Origin of the sequence: Agrococcus sp. HG114, assembly GCF_024723325.1 — a bacterium.
GTDB lineage: Bacteria > Actinomycetota > Actinomycetes > Actinomycetales > Microbacteriaceae > Agrococcus.
On record NZ_JANQCH010000003.1, the window covers coordinates 1 to 18,884 of the forward strand.

An 18,884-nucleotide genomic window follows, 5' to 3' on the forward strand; every position below is an offset into this window, starting at 1 on the left:
GTGGCGGGGCTTCGGCCGGCGCGGCGGCCGAAGCCGCCGGGTCCGGTCGCCGTCGCGCTCGTGCTGCTCGCTCATCGCTCCCCCGTCCTCGCCTCGTGCCGCGCGTCGGCACGACTGTCCACCGTAGACCTGGAAGCCGAGCGCCGCCCTCGGGGCGGTCCGGTCAGCGCGGGCGGCCGCGGCCCCGCATCGCGCTCTCGACCGAGTCGCGCAGCGGCGCCCCGAGGAAGAGCCCGAGCGAGGCGCCCGAGGCGAGCGCGATGCCGATCGCGCCCGCGCCGATGAGCGTCGCGAAGCCGAGCACGAGGCTCTCCGGCGAGCCGTCGGACTCGACGAGCTCGAGCAGCCCTCGGAACACCGCGTAGCCGGGCACGAGCGGCACGATCGCGGCGGTCGTCACCGCGATCGACGGCACGTGCAGCCGATGCGCGACGAAGATGCCGACGAAGCTCGCGACGAGCGCCCCGATGCCGCTCGCGACCGCGGGGTCGGCGCCGAGGCCGGCGCCCGCGGTGTAGCCGACCCACGCGATGCCGCCGAGCGCGGCGCTCACGAGGGTCGTGCGCAGTCCCGCGCCGTTCATGATCGCGACCGCGACCGCGATGATCACAGCCCCGGTCAGCTGCAGCGGCAGCGGGCCGAGCGCGGGCGGGTCGCTCGTCACGACGAACCCCATGCCGACCGAGCTCGCGAACGACAGCCCGCCCAGGATGCCGATCACGACCCCGAGCGTCGCCATCACGAGCTCGAGGATGCGCCCGCCCGCCGTGAGCGCGAAGCCGTCGATCGCGTCCTGGGCGGCGCCCACGACCGACAGCCCCGCGAGCATGAGGACGATCCCGGCGGCGATGATGATCGATGGGCGGATGTCGGCGAGCAGCGGCACCCCGAGATCGGCGAGCGCACCCGTGAGCGCGGCCGCCGCGGTCACGACGAGCGCGCCGACGATCTGCGAGAAGAAGAAGGGCACGCGCAGCCGTGCCATGCCCCGCTGGGCGACCGCCGCGGCGCACGAGGCGACGAACGCGATGAGCCCGACGACCCACGACGCGCCGAACAGCACGGTGACGCCGAGGGCGAGCATCCCCTGCGCCGCCACGACGAACGTGGGGCGGTAGAGGAAGGGGGTGCGCCGGATCGCGTGGAAGCGGGCGCGCGCCTGCTCGAGCTCGAGGCCGCCCTCGATCTCGGCGACGAGCGCCTGCAGCCGCTGGAGCTTCGCGTGGTCCGGCACGGGGGCGCGCACGACCCGGATGAGCGTGATCGGCAGGTCGTCGTGGTTGCGGTGGTAGGAGACGCCGATCGAGTTGTACGTCACGTCGACGTGCACGGGCCGGATGCCGAGGGCGGCGGCGACGCGGGTCGTGGCGAGCGTGACGTCGTTGGCGGATGCGCCGACCGACGTGAGCGCCTCGGCGATGCGCATCGCGAGGTCGATGACCTTGCGGGCGTGCACCTCGTCGATCGTGAGGAGCGCCTCGGTCATGGGCCGCGACGCCGGGTCGGTGCGGATGGCGCGCGCGATGCGCCGCCGCCAGTCCTGCCGCCCGTCCATCGCTGCCATCCTCCCACTCCGGCGGATGCGGGCGGCGGAGCGCGCGTCAGCCCTGGCGCCACTCCCCCGTCCGGAGGTGCGAGCCGGCCTGCGGCCCCATCTGCAGCATGCCGCCGTCGACGACCCACGACGCGCCCGTCACGTAGGCCGCCTCGGGCGAGGCGAGGAACGCGATGACGGCGGCCACCTCGCGCGCGTCGCCCGGCCGCCCGAGCGGCACGCCGGGGCGGTCGGTGGCGCGCGGGTCCTCGTCCTCCTGCCCCGTCATCGCCGTGGCGATCTCGCCGGGGGCGACGCTGTTCGCCGTGATGCCGTGCTCGCCGAGCTCGAGCGCGATCGTCTTCACGAGCCCGCCGAGCCCGTGCTTCGCGGCGTCGTACGCGCTCGAGCCCACGCGCGGCTGGTGCTCGTGCACGCTCGTGATGGCGATGAGCCGACCGCCGCGGCCCTGGTCCACCATGTGGCGAGCTGCGGCCTGCAGGCACACGAACGCCCCGTCGAGATCGGTCGCGAGCACGTGCCGCCACTCGTCGAGACGCGTCTCGAGGAACGGCGTGCTCGAGCCGGTGCCGGATGCCTGCACGAGCACGTCGAGGCGCCCGAGCCGGCCGACGAGGTCGTCGATCACGCCGGGGGCGCCCTCGAGATCGGTCGTGTCGAGCCGCGCGACCTCGGCGCGCCGGCCGTGCTCCCGCACCTCGGCCGCGGTCTGCTCGGCGCCGTCCCGGTCGGCGTGCCACGTGACGCCGACGTCGAGCCCTGCGCGGGCGAGGGCGACCGCGGTGGCCCTCCCGATGCCGGAGTCGGAGCCGACGACGATCGCGGAGCGAGGATCGGATGCCATGGCGCGACGCTAGCCACCGCGCCTGGGATCCGGCAGAGCGCTCCGCGCACACGAGAGCCCCGACGCGGCGGCCGGGGCTGTGGTGGAGCCTGGGAGAATCGAACTCCCGACATCCTGCTTGCAAAGCAGGCGCTCTACCAACTGAGCTAAGGCCCCGAGCCCTCGGAGGGGCGGTGGGAGTTGTGCGTGGTGGGGCTACCTGGACTCGAACCAGGGACCTCTTCGTTATCAGCGAAGCGCTCTAACCGCCTGAGCTATAGCCCCGAGCACAAGCATCGATGCTACCACGCCTGCGGGTGCTCCTCGCACCCGTCCCCGACTACTGGTTGGCGAAGCCGACCTGCAGCCCGCCGGTGATGCGCACCGACAGGTTGTAGAGCACCGCGACGACCGCGCCGAGCACCGTGATCACGACGCAGTTCAGCACCGCCACGAGCAGCGTGAACATCATCACCTGCGGCAGCGACAGCACCGAGGTGATCGCGAACTCGGGGTCGGCGAGGATGTCGCGCATCACCTCGTCGATCTTCCCGAACAGGCCGACGACCTGCAGCAGGGTCCAGAGCACGAACGCGATGACGACCTGCATGATGCCGAGCACGAGCCCGAGCACCGCCGCGACCTTCATCGCCGACCAGAAGTCGATGTGCACGAGGCGCAGCCGCACCTGCTTGCTCGATCCGCTGCGTCGGGGGGCCTTGCTCTGCAGCTTCTCGGCGATGCTCATGCGTCGGTCTCCTCAGGGGCGGATGCGTCGTCGGGGTCGGGCGCATCGGCGTCCGTGCCGTCCACGATAGCCTCCTCCGCCTCCGCGATCGCGACCTGCGCGACGCCGGTCTGCGCGTCCTGGGCGGGGCTCGTGTCGGGCTCGGCGGCGGCCTCCTCGACCGCCTCCTGCACGTCCTCCTCGACGTTGCGGGCGATCGAGATGACGAGGTCGGTGTCGCTGCGCTCGGCGAACTGCACGCCCATCGTCGTGCGGCCCGTCGCGCGCACCTCGTCGACGCTCGACCGGATCACCTTGCCGGAGGCGCGGATGAGCAGCAGCTCGTCGCCGTCGTGGACGATGGTCGCGCCGACGAGGTCGCCGCGGTCGTGGTCGCCCGAGGAGAACGTGAGCACGCCCTGCGTGCCGCGGCCCTTCGAGGGGTAGTCGGCGACCGCGGTCTTCTTGCCGAAGCCCTGCTCGGTGACGACGAACACGTAGCCCTCGTCGCCGATCACCATGGCGGCGAGCGCCTGGTCGTCGCCCTTGAGGCGGATGCCGCGCACGCCGCCCGTCGCCCGGCCCATCGGCCGCAGCGCCTCGTCGGTCGCGGCGAAGCGGGCGGCGCGGCCGCCCTTGCTGATCACGAGGATCTCGTCGTCGGAGTCGGCGAGCATCGCCGAGATGAGGCGGTCGCCCTCGGCGAGGTTGATCGCGATGATGCCGCCGGTGCGGTTCGTGTCGAACAGCTCGAGCCGGGTCTTCTTCACCTGGCCCTGCTGGGTCGCGAGCACGAGGTAGTCGGCCTGGTCGTACCTGCGCAGCCGCAGGACCGTCTGCACGCGCTCGTCCGGCTGGAACGCGAGCAGGTTCGCGACGTGCTGGCCCTTCGCGTCGCGGCCCGCCTCGGCGATCTCGTACGCCTTCATGCGGTAGACGCGGCCGAGGTTCGTGAAGAACAGCAGCCAGTCGTGCGTCGACGTCACGCTGAAGTGCTCGACGACGTCGTCGCTGCGCAGCTGCGCGCCGCGCACGCCCTTCCCGCCGCGGTGCTGCGCGCGGTACTGGTCGATGCGCGTGCGCTTGATGTAGCCGCCGGTCGTGAGGCTCACGACCACCTGCTCCTCGGGGATGAGGTCCTCGATCGAGACGTCGCCGCCGTAGCCGTGCATGATCTCGGTGCGGCGGTCGTCGCCGTGGCGCGCGACGATCTCGCGGAGCTCGTCGATGATGATCTGCCGCTGGCGCGTCGGGTCGGCGAGGATCGCCTTGTAGTCGGCGATGAGGCGCGCGAGCTCCTCGGCCTGGTCGTGGATCTTCTGGCGCTCGAGTGCCGCGAGCCGGCGCAGCTGCAGCTCGAGGATCGCGTTCGCCTGCTTCTCGTCGACGGAGAGGAGCTCCATGAGGCCCGTGCGCGCCTCATCCGGGGTGGGCGAGCGGCGGATGAGGGCGATGACCTCGTCGAGCGCGTCGAGCGCCTTGAGGTAGCCCTCGAGGATGTGCATCCGCTCCTCCTCGCGCGCCAGGCGGAACTGCGTGCGGCGCACGATGACCTCGACCTGGTGGTCGGCCCAGTGCGTGACGAAGCCGTCGATCGAGAGCGTGCGCGGCACGCCGTCGACGATCGCGAGCATGTTCGCGCCGAAGTTCTCCTGCAGCTGCGTCTGCTTGTAGAGGTTGTTGAGCACGACCTTCGCGACCGCGTCGCGCTTGAGCGTGATGACGAGCCGCTGGCCCGTGCGGCCCGAGGTCTGGTCCTCGATGTTGGCGATGCCCTGGAGCTTGCCGTCCTTGACGAGGTCGGCGATGCGCACCGCGAGCCGGTCGGGGTTCACCTGGTACGGCAGCTCGGTGATGACGAGCGCGGTGCGGCCCTGCACCTCCTCGACGGTCACGACGGCGCGCATCGTGATCGAGCCGCGGCCGGTGCGGTAGGCCTCCTGGATGCCGCGCGTGCCGAGGATCTGCGCGCCGGTCGGGAAGTCCGGGCCCTTGATGCGCTCGATGAGCGCGTCCTGCAGCTCCTCCTTCGACGCATCCGGGTGCTCGAGGTGCCAGATCGCCCCGTCGGCCACCTCGCGCAGGTTGTGCGGCGGGATGTTCGTGGCCATGCCGACGGCGATGCCGACCGAGCCGTTCACGAGCAGGTTCGGGAAGCGCGACGGCAGCACGGTCGGCTCCTGCGTGCGCCCGTCGTAGTTGTCCTGGAAGTCGACGGTGTCCTCGTCGATGTCGCGCACCATCTCCATGGCGAGCTGCGACATCTTCGTCTCGGTGTACCGGGGCGCGGCGGCCTCGTCGTCGCCCGCCGAGCCGAAGTTGCCCTGCCCGAGCGCGAGCGGGTAGCGCATGCTCCACGGCTGCACGAGGCGCACGAGCGTGTCGTAGATCGCGGAGTCGCCGTGCGGGTGGAACTGCCCCATCACGTCGCCGACGACGCGCGAGCACTTCGAGAACGCCTTGTCGGGCCGGTAGCCCCCGTCGTACATCGCGTAGAGCACGCGGCGGTGCACGGGCTTGAGGCCGTCGCGCACCTCGGGCAGCGCGCGCCCGACGATGACGCTCATCGCGTAGTCGAGGTAGGAGCGCTGCATCTCGAGCTGCAGGTCGACCTGCTCGATCGCGCCGTGGTTGGGTGCGTCGCGGTCGAAGGGCTCCGCGGGGGTGGTCTCGTCAGTCATGGTCTCTCAGCCTCAGATGTCGAGGAAGCGCACGTCGCGGGCGTTCTTCTGGATGAAGGAGCGGCGGGCCTCGACGTCCTCGCCCATGAGGGTCGAGAAGATCGCGTCGGCCACCGCGGCGTCGTCGAGCGTCACCTGCTTCAGCGTGCGGGTCGCGGGGTCCATCGTGGTCTCCCACAGCTCGGTGTAGTTCATCTCGCCGAGGCCCTTGTAGCGCTGGACGCCGTTCTCCTTGGGCATGCGCTTGCCGTTCGCCTGGCCGTCGGCGATGAGGGCGTCGCGCTCGCGGTCGCTGTAGGCGTACTCGTGGTCGGCGTTCGTCCACTTGATCTTGTAGAGCGGCGGCGCGGCGAGGTAGACGTAGCCCATGTCGATGAGCGGCCGCATGTAGCGGAACAGGAGCGTGAGCAGCAGCGTCGTGATGTGCTGGCCGTCGACGTCGGCATCGGCCATGAGCACGATCTTGTGGTACCTGGCCTTCGACGGGTCGAAGTCCTCGCCGAGGCCCGCGCCGAAGGCGGTGATCATCGACTGGATCTCGGCGTTGCCGAGCGCGCGGTCGAGCCGCGCCTTCTCGACGTTCAGCACCTTGCCGCGCAGCGGCAGGATCGCCTGCGTGTAGGGGTTCCGCCCCTGCACCGCCGAACCGCCGGCCGAGTTGCCCTCGACGAGGAAGATCTCGGAGATCGCCGGGTCCTTCGACTGGCAGTCCTTGAGCTTGCCCGGCATGCCGCTCGACTCGAGCAGGCCCTTGCGCCGTGTCTGCTCGCGCGCCTTGCGGGCCGCGATGCGGGCGGTCGCGGCGCCGATCGCCTTGCGCACGATCTCCTTCGCCATCGCGGGGTTCGACTCGAACCAGTGCCCGAGCTCCTCGCCCGTGACGCGCTGCACGAACGACTTCGCCTCCGTGTTGCCGAGCTTCGTCTTCGTCTGCCCCTCGAACTGCGGCTCGCCGAGCTTGACCGAGACGATCGCCGTGAGGCCCTCGCGGACGTCCTCGCCCGAGAGGTTGTCGTCCTTCTCCTTCAGGAGGTTCGCCTGCCGCGCGTACTTGTTGACGAGCGTCGTGAGCGCCGCGCGGAAGCCCTCCTCGTGCGTGCCGCCCTCGTGGGTGTTGATCGTGTTCGCGTAGGTGTAGACCGCCTCCTGGTAGGAGGTCGTCCACTGCATCGCGATCTCGACCGAGATGCGCCGCTCGGAGTCCTCGGACTCGAAGTCGATGATCTCGGGGTGCACCGCCTCGGCGCGCTTCGAGTCGTTGAGGTGGGCGACGTAGTCCTTGAGCCCCTGTTCGTAGAGGAACTCGTCGGAGCGCTGGCGCGGCTGGGCGTCCTCGTCGTCGGCGTCGGGCTCCACGAGCGACTCCGGCCGGAGGTCCTCGATCGCGATGCGGAGCCCCTTGTTGAGGAAGGCCATCTGCTGGAAGCGCTTCGCGAGCGTCTCGTAGTCGAACTCGACCGTCTCGAAGATCTCGGCGCTCGGCCAGAACGTCACGGTCGTGCCCGTCTCGTCGGTCGCCTCGCCCGTCTCGAGCGGCCCGTCGGGCTCGCCGACCGTGAACGACTGGCGGTGCACGTGCCCCTGTCGCCTGATCTCGACCTCGAGCCGCGACGAGAGCGCGTTCACGACCGAGGAGCCCACGCCGTGCAGGCCGCCGGAGACCGCGTAGCCGCCGCCGCCGAACTTGCCGCCGGCGTGCAGCACGGTGAGCACGACCTCGACGGTGGACTTCGAGGGGTCGGAGGAGTGCGGGTCGACGGGGATGCCGCGGCCGTTGTCGGCGACGCGCACGCCGCCGTCCGGGAGGATCGTCACGTCGATGCTGTCGCAGTGGCCGGCGAGCGCCTCGTCGACCGCGTTGTCGACGATCTCGTACACGAGGTGGTGGAGGCCGCGGGGGCCCGTCGAGCCGATGTACATGCCCGGGCGCTTGCGCACCGCCTCGAGACCCTCGAGGATCTGGATCTGGTCGGCGCCGTAGTCGCCCTGCTCGCGCTGCTCCCTCGTGAGCTCCGGCTGCGTCGCCGCCTGGTCGTCGGGCTGCGTCTCGTGCTCGTTCGCCATGCTTCTCCCGGTCCGCCTTCCGCGCGGCCAGCATCGTGGCGGCGCAACCGTCCCAGTCTAGCCGGGATCCGTCCCCCGGGCCTCGCAGCGCGCGCCTCTGGGGAGCGATCCGGCTCCACGGGGAGAGAACAGCCCGCCGAAACGACGTTCTGCGGCCCTGGGTGCTCCAGCGGGGCTTCCTGGGCCGACCGAGCGACGGGGTCGCCCCCTCCCCCGGAAGCGGCAGCGGCCCGGGACCTCGCGATCCCGAGCCGCCGCGGCGCATCCGCCGTGCCTGCTCAGCCCATCGGGATGAGCACCCAGAGCAGCGATGTGAGGGCGAAGCCCAGCACGCCGAGGATGGTCGTGAGCACCGTCCACGTGCGCAGGCCGTCCTTGACCGACAGCCCGAGGTAGCGCGTCACGATCCAGAAGCCGGAGTCGTTCACGTGGCTGAGGCCGAGCGCGCCGTAACCGACGGCGACCGCGAACAGCGCGAGGTGGATCGGGTCGAGGCCGAGGCTCGCGACCGCCGGGATCAGGAGGCCGGCGGCGGTCGTGATCGCCACGGTCGCCGAGCCCTGCGCCGCGCGCATGATGAGGGAGATGAGGAAGCCGAGCAGCAGCACCGGCATGCCCGAGGCCGCCATGACGTCGGCGACCGCGCCGCCGATGCCCGTCTCGGTCAGGATGCGGCCGAAGGCGCCGCCCGCTCCGGTGACGAGGATGATGACCGCCGCCGCGGGCAGCGCGGACTCCATCACGTCGCCGAGGTGGCTCGCCGACCAGCCGCGGCGCAGGCCCAGCGCGATCATCGCGACGCCGATCGCGACCATGAGCGCGAAGATCGGCTGGCCGATCATCGACAGCAGGCCGTGCCAGAACGAGCCCTTCTCGAGCGTCGGCGCGATCGTCGTGCCGACCATGATGAGCGCGAGCGGCAGGATGATGATGCCGAGGATCGTCCACGCGCTCGGCGCGCGCTCCCCGTCGCCGAGGCGGCTGCCGCCGCCGACGGTGTCGCTCTCGGTGCCGAACGCGTCGAACATCGACTTCGTCGCGGGCAGCATCGCGTACTCGCGCCGGTTCATCCACTTCGCCACGAAGTAGGAGGCGACGGCGAGCGGGATCGAGACGAGGAGCGAGAAGATCGTGACCCAGCCGATGTCGGCGCCGAGGATCGTCGCGCCGCCGACGATGCCCGGGTGCGGGGGCACCGCGACGTGCACCGCGAGCATGATGCCCGCGATCGGCAGGCCGAACTTCAGCGGGCTGAGCCCCGCCGCCTTCGAGAACGCGTAGACGATCGGGATCAGGATGATGAAGCCCGCGTCGAAGAAGACGGGGATCGCGAGGATCGCCGCAGCCGCGGTGAGCGCGACGCCCACCCGCTTCGGGCCGAGCCAGCTCGTGAACCTGCCCGCGAGCGACTCGGCGCCGCCGGAGATCTCGATGATCTTGCCGAGCATCGAGCCGAGGGCGACGAGCACGGCGACCGAGCCGAGCGTGCCCCCGACGCCCGCGATGATGGCCTGGATGACGCCGAGCTGCTCGGGCGAGTCGTCGGTCGCGGGGATCGTGGTGAGCGGCAGGCCCGCGGCGATGCCGACGACGATCGAGGTGAGCAGCAGCGCGTAGAACGCCTGCACCTTGAACTTGATGATGAGCAGCAGCAGCAGGCCGATGCCCGCGAGGCCGATGGCGATCAGGACGCCGAGGGGGTGCTCCATCAGCGGGCCTCCCCTCGCAGCGTCGGGGCGACGACGCGGATGACCGCGGAGTCGTCGAGCGCGCCGAGCCCCTGCGCCTCGCCGAGGAGGAACAGCTGCTCGGCGGCGGCGGCGACGGGCGCGGCGAGGTGGTGGGCGCGCGCGGCGGCGCCGACGATGCCGAGGTCCTTCACGAAGATGTCGAGGCGGCTGAGCACCTCGGCGCCCTCCTCGTCGTAGGCCTGCAGCGCGCGCGGGCCGCGGTTGCCGAGCATGAAGGAGTTCGCGGCGCCGGCCGTGAGCGCCTCGAGCGTGCGCTCCCGGTCGAGGCCGAGCGCGTCCGCGAGCGCGAGCGCCTCCGCCGCGGCGGCGATGTGCACGCCGCACAGCAGCTGGTTCACCGTCTTGAGCGCCTGGCCGTCGCCGGGCCGCTCGCCCACGATCGACAGCGTCGACGCGAGCTGCTCGAGCACGGGCCGGGCGGTCTCGAGCGCGGCGGGCTCGGCGCCGACGACGATGAGCAGGTCGCCCTCGCCCGCGCGCACGGGGCCGCCCGAGAGCGGCGCGTCGACGAGGTGGGCGCCCGAGGCGGCGAGCCGCTCGGCGATCTCGGCGATGCCGTCGGTGCCGACGGTGCTCGTGAGGATGACGACGGCGCCGTCGGCGAGGTGCTCGGCGAGGCCCGTGTCGCCGAACAGCAGCTCGCGCAGCTGCTCGCCCGTGCGCACGGCCACGAGCACCGCGTCGGCGCCGGTGACGGCGTCGGCGGCGGAGGCGGCGGGCGCCACCCCCTGCTCCTCGGCGAGTGCGACCCGATCGGCCGCGATGTCGAATCCGCGGACGTCGAAGCGCGCAGCGAGCCGCGTCGCCATGGGCAGTCCCATGGCGCCGAGGCCGATGACTGCGACGGTGCTGGTCATGGCTGTTCCTATCTGTGTGAGGGTCAGGACTGGGAGCGGATCGACCGCCGCTCCCGGCGGCGGGTCAGCCCGCGAGCGTGCGCACGACCGCCGCGAGCGAATCGGTCGCGCCGACGTTGCCCGCGAAGACGATGTACGGGATGCCCTCGGCCGGCCCGTCCTGCGGCTGCCAGAGGGAGACGATCCCCGGCAGCATCGGGCCGACGACCCGCGCGCGGCGGATCCGCAGGGCCTCGGACGCGACGTCGCTCGAGGTGATGCCGCCCTTCGCGATCACGAAGCGCGGCGGAGCGAGCTCGAGCACGCGAGCCACGAGCTCGACGAGCCCTGCCGAGACGCGGCGGGCGATCTCGAGGCTCTCCTCGCCGTCGCGCCCGGTGACGAGCTCGCGGCTCGTGTGGACGATGACCGTGCCGGACCCGATCGCGCGCGCGACCGCATCCGCCTGCGCCGCGAGGTGCGCGTCGCGGCGCTCGTCGATGAGCGAGCGCACGTCGAGCTCGATCGTCGCGGTGCCGGGCCGGTCGGCGCGGAGCGCCTCGAGCTGCGCGGTCGTGAGCGGCACATGGCTGCCGACCACGACGAGACCGCCGCGCTCGTGGGCGACGTCGATGGCGTCGGCGGTGAGGGGAGCGGCGATCTCCTGGCCGATGTGGGCGCGCACGTACGGCGGTCCGACGCGCAGCAGCGCGCCGATGCCCTCGCGGTCGAGCGCGTGGAGGGCGAGCGCGACCTGCCGCATGTCGTGCTCGTCGACGGCGTCGACGACGACCGTGGTGCCGGTCGGCAGCGCGCGCAGGAACTCGACGACCGCATCCGTGCCCGAGCGGATGGCGTCGATCGTGAGCGCGGCGACGTCGGCGGGAGCGACGCGGCCGCCGCTCTTCTCGGCGACCCAGTCGCGCAGGTCGGAGGAGCGGTAGCCGAAGGTGGCGTCGGCGGCGAAGGCCGTCTCGCCGACCGGGGTCGCCTCGCCGTCGACGACCCAGTAGTGCACGGAGTCGACGGTGATGCGGCCCGCATCGGGGAACGCGGGGATCACGAGCGTGAGCTGCGGAGCGTCCCCGTGCGCGGCTATCGCCTCGCGCAGCACGTCGGTCTCGAGCGGGAAGTGCCCCCGCAGCGTCGAGTCGCCGCGGCTCACGAAGGCTACGCGCCGCCCGGCGCGCTCGGCCGCGGCGAGGGACGCCTCGACCACCTCCCGGTTGCGCTCGGCCGCGTCGCGCTCGCTCAGGGAGCGCGAGTTGGTGAGCACGTAGACCGCCGCCGCGCCCTGCGCGAGCGCCCAGTCGAGGTCGGCGGGGCCCCAGGCGGTGAGGACGGGCAGGTCGGCGACCGACTGCGTGCCGGTCGGGTCGTCGTCGAGGACGACGAGCACGAGGTCGGCGCTGCGCGCGTCGGCGACGGCGGCCGCCGGGATGTCGAGCGGAGCCGGCAAGGCTGCCAGCAGGCCGTCGAGGTGCACGAGAACTCCCTTGTCCGCGGGGGATCGGCGCAGGCGACGCGCGATCTGATGTCAGATATCTTGCGATACGCAAACGGCGTCTGTCAACCCGTGAGCCGGTTGCGCCCGCGGCGCCCGAGCGCGAATGGCCGCCGACGAGCGAGGCGCGTCAGGGCCCGACGAGCGTCACGAGGTCGTCGCGCGTCTGCCGCATGTGGCTCGCCATCGCGTCGCGCGCAGCCTCGGGGACCCCGGAGCGGATCGCCTCGAGCACCGCCGCGTGCTCCGCGATCGCGTGCTCCCGGATCTCGGCGACCGCGCTCGTCTCGCCGCGCGTGTCCGCGAGCATCGACGTGAGCGGTCGCAGCGCCGCGACCAGGATGCGGTTGTCGGCGGCGCGCATCACGATGTCGTGGAACTCGAGGTCGGCGCACACGAACGCGTCGACGTCGGCCCGCTCGTGGTGCGCCCGCATCGCGCCGAGCGCCTCCGCCATCGCTGCGAGGTGCTCGTCGCTGCGCCGCTCGGCGGCGAGCTGCGCCGCGCCCGTCTCGATCATCATGCGCACCTCGAGCAGCTCGAGCGACGACCGCCGGCGCTGGCCGGCGCTCCTCGCGTGCCGCACCACCGCATCCATGCCCGTCCACTCCGAGACCGGGGCGATGAGGTGCCGGCTGCCGGGCACCTGCACGATGACGCCCTGCGCCTGGAGGAGCCGCACCGCCTCGCGCATCGTGAGGCGCGAGATGCCGAGCTCAGCCGCGAGCTGGCCCTCAGGCGGCAGCTGCTCTCCGGCCGTGAGACGGCCCTCGATGATGGCGTCCAGCAGCGAGTCGACCGCGTCGTGCGTGCGCGATGGGCGTGGCATGGCTCCTCCTCGAGACCTCGGTATCAGACAGCGTAGCCGCCGCGCGCCAGAACCCGACGAGCGCTCAGCCGTACGTGTCGCGCACCCCCCGCCCGGGCACCGACCGGCGCCCGCGCTGGAAGCTCGGCAGGTCAGGGCCGATGAAGCGCACCGACTCGAGCCCGCACTCGGGGAAGCGGGCCAGGATGCGCGTGGTCGTCTCGGCGCGCAGGATCCGCATCTGCTGGGTCCAGGCGGTGGATGCGCAGCGGACCGTGAGCACGCCGTCCTCGAACGCGATCGGCTCGGTCCGCTCCGCGTTCTCCGCGCCGACGAGCTCGGGCCAGTGCGTCATGACCTCGGCGCGCGCGAGCGTCGTCGTCCAGCCGCGGTCCTCGGCGAAGCCGCCGAGCACGTCGCCGAGCGCGCGCGGGTCGCGGCCCTTGCCGAACGGCACCGAGGCCTCGGGGTCGCGGCGCGAGCGCCGGCGACCGTCGCGCGTGACCCTGTCGGGATCCCCGAACTTGGCCTTCAGCCGCATCCAGACCCGCTCGGGCTCCGTCTCGGCGAGCTCACGCATCCGTGATCACCTCCCCGCGGTCGATGCGGATGCGGTGGTGCCGCAGCGCGGCGGGGACATCCTCCTCCACCGCCGCGGTGATGAGCACCTGCTCGAACCCGCCCGCCGCCTCCGCGAGCCGCTCGCGGCGGCCGGCGTCGAGCTCGGCGAACACGTCGTCGAGGATCATCACGGGATCGCCGCCCGATCCGTCGCGCAGCAGCTCGGCCGAGCCGAGCCGCAGCGCGAGCGCGAACGACCACGACTCGCCGTGGCTCGCGTAGTGCCGCGCGAGGAGGTCGTTGAGCTGCAGCTCGAGGTCGTCACGATGCGGCCCCACGAGGCTCACGCCCCGGTCGAGCTCGTCGCGGCGGCGCTCCGCGAGCAGCGCGTGGAACGCCGCGGCGTCGTCGGGCACATTGGTCGAGAGCGCGATTCGCGCGGCGTGCTCGTCGCCCGCGACGAGCCGGTACGCGGCGTCGACGTGCGGCGAGAGCTCGGCGACGAGGGCCCGCCGCGTGCGCAGCACTTCGAGCCCGAGCTCGACGAGCCGGCCGTCCCAGACCTCGAGCGTCGTGAGGTCGTCGGGGCGCAGGCGCGCCGCGCGCGCGCTCTTGAGCAGCGAGTTCCGCTGCTTCAGCACCCGGTCGAGATCGCTGTGGACTCCCGCGAGCCGCGGCGCGCGCATGACGGCGAGCTCGTCGAGGAACCGCCGGCGACCGGCCGGGTCGCCGCGCACGAGCTGCAGGTCCTCGGGGCTGAACAGCACCGCCTGCAGGTAGCGCGGCAGGTCGCGGATGCGCACGGTCTGGCCGTTCGCCTGGGCGCGGTTCGCGCCGCGGGCGTTGAGCTCGACGTCGAGCTGGAAGGAGCGCTCGTCGTTCGTGACGGTGCAGCGCACGATCGCGCGCTCCTCGCCGGCGCGGATGAGCGCGAAGTCGCTCGGCACCCTGTGGCTCGATCCGGTCGCGATCCACACGAGCGACTCGACCATGTTGGTCTTGCCCTGGCCGTTGCGGCCGACGAGCAAGTTGGCCCCGGGCGCGAGCTCGACGTCCGCGGCACGGTAGTTGCGGAAGTCGGTCAGCGCGAGCCGACTGACGCGCACCTAGGCCTTCTTGGTCGCGTGGCCGCCGAACTGGTTCCGGAGCGCGGCGACGGCCTTCATCGCGGGGCTGTCCTCCTGGCGCGACTCGAAGCGCGCGAAGAGCGACGCCGAGATCGCGGGCATCGGCACCGCGTTGGCGATCGCCTCCTCGACCGTCCAGCGCCCCTCGCCGGAGTCGTCGACGTAGCCCTCGATCTCGGAGAGGTCGTCGTCCTCGTCGAGCGCGCGCACCATGAGGTCGAGCAGCCATGAGCGCACGACGGTGCCGCGCTGCCACGCCTTGAAGCTGCCGGCGACGTCGTGCACGAGGTCCTTGCGCTCGAGCAGCTCGAAGCCCTCGGCGTAGGCCTGCATCAGCCCGTACTCGATGCCGTTGTGCACCATCTTCACGTAGTGGCCCGCGCCCGTCGGGCCCGCGTGCACGAACCCTTCCTCGCGCGGTCCCTCCGGGCGCAGCGCGTCGAAGACCGGCATGAGCTCCGCGACGTCGGCCGCGTCGCCGCCGACCATGAGGCCGTAGCCGTTCTCGAGCCCCCAGATGCCGCCCGAGACGCCGACATCGAGGAAGCGGATGCCGCGCTCCGCCAGGAGCGCCGCGTGCCGCTCGTCCTCGGTGAAGCGCGTGTTGCCGCCGTCGATCACGAGGTCGCCCTCGCCGAGCCGCTCGCTCAGGTCGGTGACCACCGCATCCGTGATGGCGCCCGCGGGCACCATGACCCACACGATGCGCGGCGCGGGGAGCGCGGCGATGAGGGCGTCGACGCTCTCGACGTCGGAGACCTCGGGATTCTGGTCGAAGCCCGTCACCTCGATGCCCGCTCGCCGCAGGCGGGTGCGCATGTTGCCGCCCATCCTGCCGAGCCCGATGAGGCCGATGTGCGTCATGGTGCTCCCTCGTCGAGCCGGTCGGTCAGCGCAGCAGCAGATTCGGCTGCAGCAGGTACTTGAAGTCGGTCGCCTCCGCGTCGTCGCGCGAGGTCTGGCCGCGGATGAGCATGGGCCCGGGCTTGTTCGTGTTCTCGGAGTGCGTGAACGAGACCCGCACGAACTCGGAGTGCGTCGCCTGCACGCCGTCGATGAGCAGCTGCGGCTTGATCGACAGCACGATGTCGTCGCCCTCGAGGACGGCGTCGATCGTCTCCGACGCCTGCGCCTGCTCGGAGCCTATCGCCTCGAGCTGCACCTGGCCCGCGCTGAACGTGTAGCGGATCGCGGCCTCGGCGTCGAGCACGAGCTGCACGCGACGGGTCGCGTCGACGAGCTCGGCGGTGTTGAGCACAGCGTGGTGGTCGACCTGCTCGGGGAAGAGGCGGCGCACCGGCGGGTAGTTGCCCTTGATCAGGAGGCTCGTGACGGTGCGCTCGCTCGTGGAGAAGGCGATCTGCTGCCGCTCCCCCGCCTCGCTCATCGTGATCTCGATGCGCTCGGCGCTGCCGAACGTGCGGCCGACCTCGGTGAGGGTGCGGGCGGGGACGAGCGACGTGAGCGGTTCGGTCACCGCGCCGGCGTCCCACGGGATGCTGCGCACCGAGACGCGGTAGCGGTCGGTCGCGATGAGCGTGAGCGTGTGGTCGCTCGCCTCGAGCTGCACGCCGGTGATCACGGGCGTGACGTCCTCGCGGGAGGCGGAGATCGCGACCTGCGAGATCGCCTCGGCGAACGCCTTGCCCTCGACGACGCCCGTGCGGCCCTCGACGGTCGGCACCGTCGGGTACTCCTCGAGCGGCATCTTCGCGAGCGAGAACTGGGCGTTGCCGCACCGCACGAGCACCTTCGTGCCGTCGTCCTCGACGCGCACCTCCCGCTGGGGCAGCTTCGCCGCGATGTCGCTCAGCAGCCGGCCCGAGACCAGCACGACGCCCTCGCTCTCGACGTCCGCCGCGACCGAGGTGCGCGCCGACGACTCGAAGTCGAACGACGAGAGGATGACGCCATCGGCAGTCGACTCGATGCGCACGCCGCTCAGGATGGGCATCGTCGGCCGCTGCGGCAGCAGCTTGACGGCGAACGACACGGCATCGCTGAAGACATCGCGATTGATGACGAACTTCACCGGGCGTCCTCCTTCGTGGGGCATGGTGCTGCGCAGCTGGCGCGGGCGGTGAGCCGCACCGCGACCGGCACGGCGCTGTCGATTCTGGCACAGCCCCGTCGGATCGCCTCCGCACCGCGACCGGCGCCGCCGGCCGGTCATGGTTGGCGACGAGCTCGAGCTTCCTCTTCAGGATCCTTGTCATTCATAACCGCTGTGCAAGCTGTGGATGACACGCCTGCTCGGCGCTCGGATCCTGGGAACTACAACGGTGGAAGATGTTGACGCGCTGTTGACGCCCATCCACCGGTCGTGGAGACCCGCGGAGGTGCCTCGGCTCGACGTCCACAGCGCTCCGCGGGGTTGTCCACAGGCTCGCCGTCGCTCTCCACAGTCGAATCACATGAAGTGCGCGTTGAGAGTTCGGTGTGGTAGTTGAGCGCTCGCATGGCCATGGTGCTGCGGCTGCTGCGACCGGGGCGGCGAGCGGGCTGGTGGTGTGCGGGGAGACGGCTGGGGCCCGGGCGGGTCGAGGCGGTGGCGCGCAGTCGTGCAGCGGTTCTCGATGCTCGCGACGGGCGTGCTGTGATCGAGGCAACGGTGACCGACGCCCGAGACGGGCGTGCTGAGATAGACGCAACGGTGACCGACGCCCGAGACGGGCGTGCTGAGATGGACGCAACGGTGACCGACGCCCGAGACGGGCGTCGGCGCTGGCGTCGCGGCGGAGACCCGAAAGGGTCTCCGCTCTAAGCTCCAGCGCGCTGCCTGATGCGGGAGGTGAGCTCGGTGACCTGCGTGTAGACCGAGCGCCGCTCCTGCATGAGCTTCTCGATCTTCTTGTTCGCGTACATCACCGTGGTGTGGTCTCGGTTGCCGAACAGCTGACCGATCTTCGGCAGCGACATGCTCGTCATCTCGCGGCACAGGTACATCGCGATCTGCCGCGCGAGGGCGATCGTCTGCGAGCGCGACGAGCCGTGCAGGTCGTCGACGCTCAGCCGGAAGTACGCGGCGGTGTGGCTGATGATGTCGCTCGGCGAGACCACCGCCTCCTCGTCGAAGGTGAAGAGGTCCTTGAGCACCGTCTGCGCGAGCTCCATGGTGACCGGCAGCCGGTTGAGGCTCGCGAACGCCGTGACGCGGATGAGCGTGCCCTCGAGCTCGCGGATGTTCGACTGCACCTTGTCGGCGATGACCGACAGCACCTCGGCCGGGATCTGGATGCGCTCGGCCTCGGCCTTCTTGCGGAGGATCGCGATGCGGGTCTCGACGTCGGGCACCGTCACATCGGTGATCAGGCCCCACTCGAAGCGGCTCACCATGCGCTCCTCGAAGCCCTGCAGGTGCTTCGGGGCGACATCCGAGGTCACCACGACCTGCTTGTTGTGGTCGTGGAGCGTGTTGAAGGTGTGGAAGAACGCCTCCTGCGTCGACTCCTTGCCCTTCAGGAACTGGATGTCGTCGATGAGCAGCACGTCGACCTCGCGGTAGCGCTGCTGGAAGGACTGGTTGAGGTTGTTCGCGATCGAGTTGATGAAGTCGTTCGTGAACTCCTCGCTCGAGACGTACCGCACCCGGATCCCCGGGTACATCCCCTCGGCGTAGTGCCCGATCGCGTGCAGGAGGTGCGTCTTGCCGAGACCCGAGTCGCCGTAGATGAAGAGCGGGTTGTACGCCTTCGCGGGAGTCTCGGCGACGGCGAGCGCGGCGGCGTGCGCGAAGCGGTTCGAGCCGCCGATGACGAAGTTGTCGAACGTGTACTTCGGGTTCAGCCGCGAGTCGACGCGCCGCGCCGGCGCGTCCGTCGGCTCCCGCTCGTAGCTCTGCACGGGTGCCACCACGGGATCCGCCGCGGGGTCGTCGACGACATCGGGGAGGGGCTCCTCGTCGTCGAGCTGCGGGTTGACCACGATCTTGAACGACGTGATGTCCACAGCGTTCTCCACAAGGCTCTCCACGATGGGCACCCGGAGTCGCTGCTCGAGCATGTCGCGCGTCAGGTCGTTCGGGACCTCGAGGTAGAGCACGCCGCCGAGGACGCCCTGCGGCTCGACGAGGTCCAGGAATCCGCGCAGCGACGGGGGAATCCGCGGATCTCCCGCGAGGGTCGCCAGGACGGAGGACCAGAGCTGTCCGGTGCGGTCGTCCGGGGCCATCGGTATGCGGTTCCTCTGCGGTGCGGTCGTGCGGGCAAGTGTTTCCACACCATTATCCACAGGTGTTGTCCACGAGGCGTCCGCTCGCTGCGGTGCTCCCCGGGCACCTGCCGCGGCGCGGATCACACGAGTCTGCACGCATAGCGCATCCCGTGCAAGTGCCTGCTGCACGACGGCGGCGTGGCGGTGACTTCGACCCCGCGTCGTTGACCGGGCCGGGACTCTCGCGTATGGTTGTCAGGTTGCCGCACCCGTCTGCGGCGCATCGTCGAGCCTG

At 71.5% G+C, this 18,884-nt stretch carries 14 protein-coding genes and 2 tRNA genes; all 16 read right to left on the reverse strand.

The genetic code is table 11. From position 1 onward, the window contains the following. Positions 1 to 163: 163 nt before the first annotated feature. Positions 164 to 1,555 (reverse strand): threonine/serine exporter ThrE family protein, encoded by a 1,392-nt coding sequence (locus tag NWP09_RS00970; RefSeq protein WP_258273675.1) that lies wholly within the window; start codon positions 1,553 to 1,555, stop codon positions 164 to 166. Between the two features lie 46 nt (positions 1,556 to 1,601). Further along, on the reverse strand, positions 1,602 to 2,399 hold the full coding sequence (locus tag NWP09_RS00975) for an SDR family oxidoreductase (RefSeq protein ID WP_258273676.1): 798 nt from the start codon (positions 2,397 to 2,399) through the stop codon (positions 1,602 to 1,604). Between the two features lie 80 nt (positions 2,400 to 2,479). Beyond that, positions 2,480 to 2,555, reverse strand: a tRNA-Ala gene (locus tag NWP09_RS00980). A 31-nt stretch (positions 2,556 to 2,586) separates the two neighbouring features. Next, positions 2,587 to 2,663 (reverse strand) — tRNA-Ile (locus tag NWP09_RS00985). A 55-nt stretch (positions 2,664 to 2,718) separates the two neighbouring features. Continuing rightward, complete coding sequence (locus tag NWP09_RS00990; protein WP_258273677.1) at positions 2,719 to 3,126, reverse strand: DUF3566 domain-containing protein; 408 nt, start codon at positions 3,124 to 3,126, stop codon at positions 2,719 to 2,721. After that, positions 3,123 to 5,786 carry a DNA gyrase subunit A gene (gyrA, locus tag NWP09_RS00995; protein WP_258273678.1) on the reverse strand — a complete coding sequence of 888 codons (2,664 nt, stop codon included), beginning with the start codon at positions 5,784 to 5,786 and terminating at the stop codon, positions 3,123 to 3,125. Before gyrA ends, NWP09_RS00990 begins: the two co-directional genes overlap by 4 nt. Before the next feature lie 12 nt (positions 5,787 to 5,798). Continuing rightward, entirely contained in the window at positions 5,799 to 7,850 is a 2,052-nt protein-coding gene (gene gyrB / locus NWP09_RS01000) for a DNA topoisomerase (ATP-hydrolyzing) subunit B (RefSeq protein ID WP_258273679.1), read from the reverse strand. A gap of 278 nt (positions 7,851 to 8,128) precedes the next feature. Continuing rightward, on the reverse strand, positions 8,129 to 9,559 hold the full coding sequence (locus tag NWP09_RS01005; protein WP_258273680.1) for a GntP family transporter: 1,431 nt from the start codon (positions 9,557 to 9,559) through the stop codon (positions 8,129 to 8,131). After that, a complete protein-coding gene (locus NWP09_RS01010; protein ID WP_258273681.1) occupies positions 9,559 to 10,458 on the reverse strand; it encodes an NAD(P)-dependent oxidoreductase in 900 nt (299 codons plus the stop codon). Before NWP09_RS01010 ends, NWP09_RS01005 begins: the two co-directional genes overlap by 1 nt. Before the next feature lie 64 nt (positions 10,459 to 10,522). After that, positions 10,523 to 11,923, reverse strand: a complete 1,401-nt coding sequence (locus NWP09_RS01015; protein WP_258273682.1) for a four-carbon acid sugar kinase family protein — start codon at positions 11,921 to 11,923, stop codon at positions 10,523 to 10,525. Positions 11,924 to 12,071: 148 nt separating this feature from the next. After that, on the reverse strand, positions 12,072 to 12,770 hold the full coding sequence (locus tag NWP09_RS01020; RefSeq protein WP_258273683.1) for a FadR/GntR family transcriptional regulator: 699 nt from the start codon (positions 12,768 to 12,770) through the stop codon (positions 12,072 to 12,074). A gap of 64 nt (positions 12,771 to 12,834) precedes the next feature. Continuing rightward, positions 12,835 to 13,329: a DUF721 domain-containing protein gene (locus tag NWP09_RS01025; protein ID WP_258273684.1), complete on the reverse strand. Its 495-nt coding sequence runs from the start codon at positions 13,327 to 13,329 to the stop codon at positions 12,835 to 12,837. Next, on the reverse strand, positions 13,322 to 14,416 hold the full coding sequence (recF, locus tag NWP09_RS01030) for a DNA replication/repair protein RecF (RefSeq protein WP_258273685.1): 1,095 nt from the start codon (positions 14,414 to 14,416) through the stop codon (positions 13,322 to 13,324). Before recF ends, NWP09_RS01025 begins: the two co-directional genes overlap by 8 nt. Next, on the reverse strand, positions 14,417 to 15,301 hold the full coding sequence (gene gnd, locus NWP09_RS01035) for a phosphogluconate dehydrogenase (NAD(+)-dependent, decarboxylating) (RefSeq protein ID WP_258273686.1): 885 nt from the start codon (positions 15,299 to 15,301) through the stop codon (positions 14,417 to 14,419). 25 nt (positions 15,302 to 15,326) lie between these two features. Then, the gene (dnaN, locus tag NWP09_RS01040) at positions 15,327 to 16,469 is read right to left on the reverse strand and encodes a DNA polymerase III subunit beta (RefSeq protein WP_258273687.1); all 1,143 of its coding nucleotides are present in this window, start codon (positions 16,467 to 16,469) and stop codon (positions 15,327 to 15,329) included. A gap of 728 nt (positions 16,470 to 17,197) precedes the next feature. Continuing rightward, positions 17,198 to 18,607, reverse strand: coding sequence for a chromosomal replication initiator protein DnaA (gene dnaA, locus NWP09_RS01045; RefSeq protein WP_258273688.1), 1,410 nt, complete (start codon positions 18,605 to 18,607; stop codon positions 17,198 to 17,200). Positions 18,608 to 18,884: the final 277 nt, after the last annotated feature.

Excerpts from the sequence above, each read along its gene's own strand:
- NWP09_RS00970 (WP_258273675.1), bottom strand. The coding sequence starts at position 1,555 with ATGGACGGGCGGCAGGACTGGCGGCGGCGCATCGCGCGCGCCATCCGC.
- gyrA (WP_258273678.1), bottom strand. The coding sequence starts at position 5,786 with ATGACTGACGAGACCACCCCCGCGGAGCCCTTCGACCGCGACGCACCC.
- NWP09_RS01020 (WP_258273683.1), bottom strand. The coding sequence starts at position 12,770 with ATGCCACGCCCATCGCGCACGCACGACGCGGTCGACTCGCTGCTGGAC.
- NWP09_RS01005 (WP_258273680.1), bottom strand. The coding sequence starts at position 9,559 with ATGGAGCACCCCCTCGGCGTCCTGATCGCCATCGGCCTCGCGGGCATC.
- gyrB (WP_258273679.1), bottom strand. The coding sequence starts at position 7,850 with ATGGCGAACGAGCACGAGACGCAGCCCGACGACCAGGCGGCGACGCAG.
- NWP09_RS00990 (WP_258273677.1), bottom strand. The coding sequence starts at position 3,126 with ATGAGCATCGCCGAGAAGCTGCAGAGCAAGGCCCCCCGACGCAGCGGA.
- NWP09_RS01025 (WP_258273684.1), bottom strand. The coding sequence starts at position 13,329 with ATGCGTGAGCTCGCCGAGACGGAGCCCGAGCGGGTCTGGATGCGGCTG.
- NWP09_RS01010 (WP_258273681.1), bottom strand. The coding sequence starts at position 10,458 with ATGACCAGCACCGTCGCAGTCATCGGCCTCGGCGCCATGGGACTGCCC.
- gnd (WP_258273686.1), bottom strand. The coding sequence starts at position 15,301 with ATGACGCACATCGGCCTCATCGGGCTCGGCAGGATGGGCGGCAACATG.
- NWP09_RS00975 (WP_258273676.1), bottom strand. The coding sequence starts at position 2,399 with ATGGCATCCGATCCTCGCTCCGCGATCGTCGTCGGCTCCGACTCCGGC.
- dnaA (WP_258273688.1), bottom strand. The coding sequence starts at position 18,607 with ATGGCCCCGGACGACCGCACCGGACAGCTCTGGTCCTCCGTCCTGGCG.